The organism is Anaerolineales bacterium (assembly GCA_022866145.1).
Lineage (GTDB): Bacteria > Chloroflexota > Anaerolineae > Anaerolineales > E44-bin32 > PFL42.
The window spans coordinates 1-3,988 of record JALHUE010000241.1; the positions used below are offsets into that span (position 1 = coordinate 1).

The window sequence follows — 3,988 nt, forward strand, 5'->3', positions numbered from 1 at the left end:
GTATGAAGATGAGCGCGGGCTGCGCTACTACTTTGCCGTTGCTGCCGGCAAGGTCGTCGAGATGTCCCCCATTTCGTACAACCCCGTCGCAGGTCCGGCCGACCTCTCGCAGGATGAGCTGCGGGCGAAGGCTGAGGCGCTGATCTTGCGGGAGCTGCCGGAGTTCGATACGCTGCGTGCGCACCTGACCGCCTCCGAAGGCAGCAAGAGCGGGGACCTGCATTTCTTCCGCTGGGAGGACGCAAGCGGCGCTGACGGGGCCTCGATGCCGCCGTTCGCCCAGGTCGGAATCACCTCCTCGGGTGAGGTCTTCGGCTACATCAACACGCTGTTCTATCTGAAGTAGCCTGATATTCAGCATGGCTCCTGGCGGCTGTCGTACCCAGGCTGATGCCCGTCCCCGGAAAGCGCCCGCTCCTCCATTCCGCAGGACGCTGGCCCCGGTTGTGGGAGTCGATCCCGCATGAGAGCATCCCTGCGGTTCGGCGCGCTGGGGCTGGTGCTGCTGGCTGTGGGCATGGCAGCGCTGTATTCCCCCGCATGGAGCGTGCGGGCCGCCTATGCCAGTTGGCTTGTGGCGGCGAGCGCGGTCACGTTCGTCTTCTACGGCGTGGACAAACTGCAGGCCAAGCGCAGCGGTCTGCGGGTCCCTGAGGCCGAACTGCATGCTCTGGCGCTGGTCGGAGGATTTGCCGGTGGATTCGCCGGCAGGGCTGTGTTCCGCCACAAGCTGCGCAAGCCGGTCTTCGGGCGGGTGCTGTGGCTGAGCCTGGGGCTGCAGCTGGTGTGCGTGGCGACCTGGCTGGCCGCCAGCGCCTGACCCGACGCAGGAGCGGAACGGGAGATGGGTGAATGGTCATCGATGAATTGAGCGCGGCCTCGCTCGATGCCGCATTGATGGACGACCTGCGCCGCCTGCTGCCGCACCTGACATCACGCTCGCTGGATCTGGCGCAGGAAACTCCGGCGGCGCTGGGCGATCCGGCGACCACGCTGCTGGTCGCCAGGGAGCAACCAGCAGGCCGGGTGGTGGGGATGGTCAGCTTGATCCGCTACCATGTGCTGACGGGCAGGCGTGCCCGGATCGAGGACCTGGTGGTAGATCCGGAGTTCCGGGGCCGCGGAATCGGAGAGCAGCTGATGCAGGCCGCCCTCGCCCGGGCGCGGCAGGATCGAGCACAGGTCGTCGACCTGACGTCCAACCCGCGGCGATCCGCTGCAAATCGCCTCTACCTGCGCCTTGGCTTCACACGTTGGGAGACCAATGTCTACCGTCTTGTGCTGGAAGAGGCGTAGCCACTATGGGTTGGGCGCGCGCCCGGCGAGCGCTGCCGGGAGAGGGGTTGGATCCGCGCGGCAACCTCTCATGCACAACGGGCTCGACCCGCGCTAGAGCATCACGAGGGATTCGCCGGCGTGGTATGATTCCGGGTCGACGACCTGGGTGTTTGCCGGGGCTCGCTTCATCCTGAGCTCGTCTGCGCGCATCGTGTGTCTCGCAAGCCGACGGAGGAGGAATCCAGTGACCAAGCTGATCGACATCGAGGGAGTCGGTCCGGCCTATGCCGCCAAGCTGCAGAAAGCTGGCGTGCGTTCGGCGGGCGCCTTGCTGGAGCGGGGGGGCACGCCTGCAGGGCGCAAAGAGGTCGCAGCCGCCTCTGGCGTATCCGAGGTGTTGATCCTGGAATGGGTGAACCACGTTGACCTGTTCCGCATCAAGGGTGTTGGAAGCGAGTATGCGGATCTGCTCGAAGCAGCCGGGGTTGATACCGTCATCGAACTGGCGCAGCGCAACGTGGAAAACTTGCACCCGAAGCTGATCGCCTACAACCAGCAGAAGAAGCTGGTCCGGCGGCCTCCGGGGGCGAACCAGGTCCACAACTGGATCCAGCAGGCCAAGAAGCTCCCGCGCAAGATCAGCTACTAGTCTGGAATTCTCCAGGTTCAGGCCGCCACAGATCCACTCGTCGGCGCGTTGGACATCCTGCTGGCCGTCGGGATGGCATCCTCAGACTTGTCCGCCTCAGGAGTCCCGAGGTGCATGGCCCCGGTTGGCTCGTGCAGGTGAGGCCACGGTTGCGTCTGTGGTTGGCCGAGGGATCGGTACGGCGCAAGGCCGCCTTCCTCATTGAAGACATCTGAAGGACGGCGTTCCCCCCGGCAGCCCTTTGTCTTCGCTAGGCGGAGCCAGCCGATGCCGGCGACGTCGGAGCGCTGATGGGCGAGATCCAGCGTGAGTTGGGCATGCCGGAGGCCGAAAGTGCCCCGCCTTGGGCAGGCAGGCTGACGGCCGCCGGGAGCGGGGCGCTGTTTGCGCTGGTGGGTGAGACCCCAGCCGGCCTGCTCAGCACCAGCTCGCGCCCTGATCGCCCGGGCAGAGCATCCAGCGCCCCACCTCGGCTGCGTTGAGCTCGAGGTCTCCACCCTCGACGAAGACCTCTAGCCGCGATCCCTCGACCGATCCGCAGGCTTTGAAGGCAGCGCGATCTTGCTCGAGCCAGTACTTCACTCCGATTCCTCCGCCAGGGGAGTGGCATCGGAGGCGTGAGGTGGGTTCTCCCGAGCGCAGGGTCCCTTCAACCTGCACTGCCTGGTCTCCAGGCGCCGGCCCCTCGAGGGCGGAACGTCGCTGAGCCGCAGCCCATCTTCCCGGACATCCCCTGCCGAATCGCCTCCCTGAACTGGGTGGACGGCACGGCTGGCGGATCACGCCCGAGCACCTGTGAGACAATAGACGGGCGTAGAATCTTCGATGCGCATCATGGGCGACTTTGGCCTGGCGGACTCCGCTCGGCCGGTTAGGAGGGAAGCTGTGGATCTTAAGCCCGGTCTGCAATCGTTTGGCGCGCTGATGGCCTTCCCGGTTCGGGGAGAGAAGTGGGCCGAGAAGATGCTCATCGGCTCGGCCCTGGTTCTGCTGTCGTTCATCGTCCCGGTCATCCCCCTCATTTTCGTGTACGGCTATGCTATCCGCATCCTGCTCCAGGCCATCGCTGGCGAGAACCTCGAGCTGCCGGCTTGGCGGGATTGGGACAAGCTGGCGAGTTTCGGCGTGCGCGGCCTGGGTGTCGCTCTGATCTTCACCCTGCCAGCGATGCTCGTCCTGCTGGCAGGGTCCGCCCTGTACATGGTCTCGACGATCTCCCTCTCTGCTACCGATGGCGGAGCAGGCTGGCCGATGGGCCTGTTCTTCTTGGGGTTCGGCGCCTGGATGCTGTCGATCCCGGTCAGCAGCCTGCTGATGTTGCTGGCAGGCGTGATGACTCCTCCGGCAATGTCTCATTTCGCCGTTCGCGATCGGTTCTCGGCCGCCTTCTATTTTCGTGAGTGGTGGCACATTCTGACGGGCAACAAGATGGGCTTCCTCGTAGCCTGGGTCTTCCTGCTGGGAGTAGGCGGCCTGGCCTACTGGGCGGTCGTGATGCTCAGCTACACCCTCTTCCTGTGTTGGCTAGTCCCCTTGCTCCTGGCCCCGCTGACCTACTACCTTTCGGTTGTGGGGGCGGTGCTGTTCGGTGCGTGCTACCGAGATGGGATGATCGCCCGCTACAGTTGACGGCCCGTGCTGGCATGTCCGTCACCGAGGCCCGGCGGCCGAGATCTTCTCTGGGCGCGCGGTCTCGCCGTCTGCTTGCGGACGGCGGGACCGCGCGCCTTCGCTTGCCCGGCGCCTCACGTTCGCCCTGGGTGCAGCCCGTGGTGATCCTCGGTCAGGCACGTCGCCGGGCTGGCCGGGCAACTCCCCTGGCCTGGGAGGGCCCTCAAGAGTGAGTGGGCAACGTCTGCAGCGAGTCGCTGACTACTACGACGACAACACCCATCGATTCTTGCGGTTTGGCCGCAGCCGTAAAGCGGCCGCTATCCACCGCCGCCTGTGGGCGCCCGGCGTAGAGACCCCGGATCAGGCGCTGCGTCACATCAATCAGCGCATCGCGGGGTGGGTGCGCCCAACCTTGGAAGCCGGCAGCGGACTCGAGGTGGTTCTCGA

At 65.6% G+C, this 3,988-nt stretch carries 7 protein-coding genes; 6 read left to right on the top strand and 1 reads right to left on the bottom strand.

What is annotated here, in order from left to right; translation table 11 throughout:
• The 4 genes from MUO23_07580 to MUO23_07595 form a co-directional block, all read left to right on the top strand.
• On the top strand, positions 1–346 hold a 346-nt coding region (locus MUO23_07580), incomplete at its 5' end, for a hypothetical protein (GenBank protein ID MCJ7512815.1).
• A 117-nt stretch (positions 347–463) separates the two neighbouring features.
• Positions 464–820, top strand: a complete 357-nt coding sequence (locus MUO23_07585) for a DUF1294 domain-containing protein (protein ID MCJ7512816.1) — start codon at positions 464–466, stop codon at positions 818–820.
• Between the two features lie 32 nt (positions 821–852).
• Positions 853–1,296, top strand: a complete 444-nt coding sequence (locus MUO23_07590) for a GNAT family N-acetyltransferase (protein ID MCJ7512817.1) — start codon at positions 853–855, stop codon at positions 1,294–1,296.
• A gap of 226 nt (positions 1,297–1,522) precedes the next feature.
• Positions 1,523–1,927, top strand: coding sequence for a DUF4332 domain-containing protein (locus tag MUO23_07595; protein ID MCJ7512818.1), 405 nt, complete (start codon positions 1,523–1,525; stop codon positions 1,925–1,927).
• Positions 1,928–2,344: 417 nt separating this feature from the next.
• On the opposite strand, the gene MUO23_07600 is transcribed toward MUO23_07595, so the two are convergent.
• Complete coding sequence (locus tag MUO23_07600; protein ID MCJ7512819.1) at positions 2,345–2,509, bottom strand: hypothetical protein; 165 nt, start codon at positions 2,507–2,509, stop codon at positions 2,345–2,347.
• A gap of 303 nt (positions 2,510–2,812) precedes the next feature.
• On the opposite strand from MUO23_07600, the gene MUO23_07605 reads away from it, so the two are divergent.
• Positions 2,813–3,556 (top strand): DUF4013 domain-containing protein, encoded by a 744-nt coding sequence (locus MUO23_07605; GenBank protein ID MCJ7512820.1) that lies wholly within the window; start codon positions 2,813–2,815, stop codon positions 3,554–3,556.
• A gap of 211 nt (positions 3,557–3,767) precedes the next feature.
• The coding region (locus MUO23_07610; GenBank protein MCJ7512821.1) for a hypothetical protein at positions 3,768–3,988 on the top strand (221 nt) is incomplete at its 3' end.

Excerpts from the sequence above, each read along its gene's own strand:
- MUO23_07585 (MCJ7512816.1), top strand. The coding sequence starts at position 464 with ATGAGAGCATCCCTGCGGTTCGGCGCGCTGGGGCTGGTGCTGCTGGCT.
- MUO23_07590 (MCJ7512817.1), top strand. The coding sequence starts at position 853 with ATGGTCATCGATGAATTGAGCGCGGCCTCGCTCGATGCCGCATTGATG.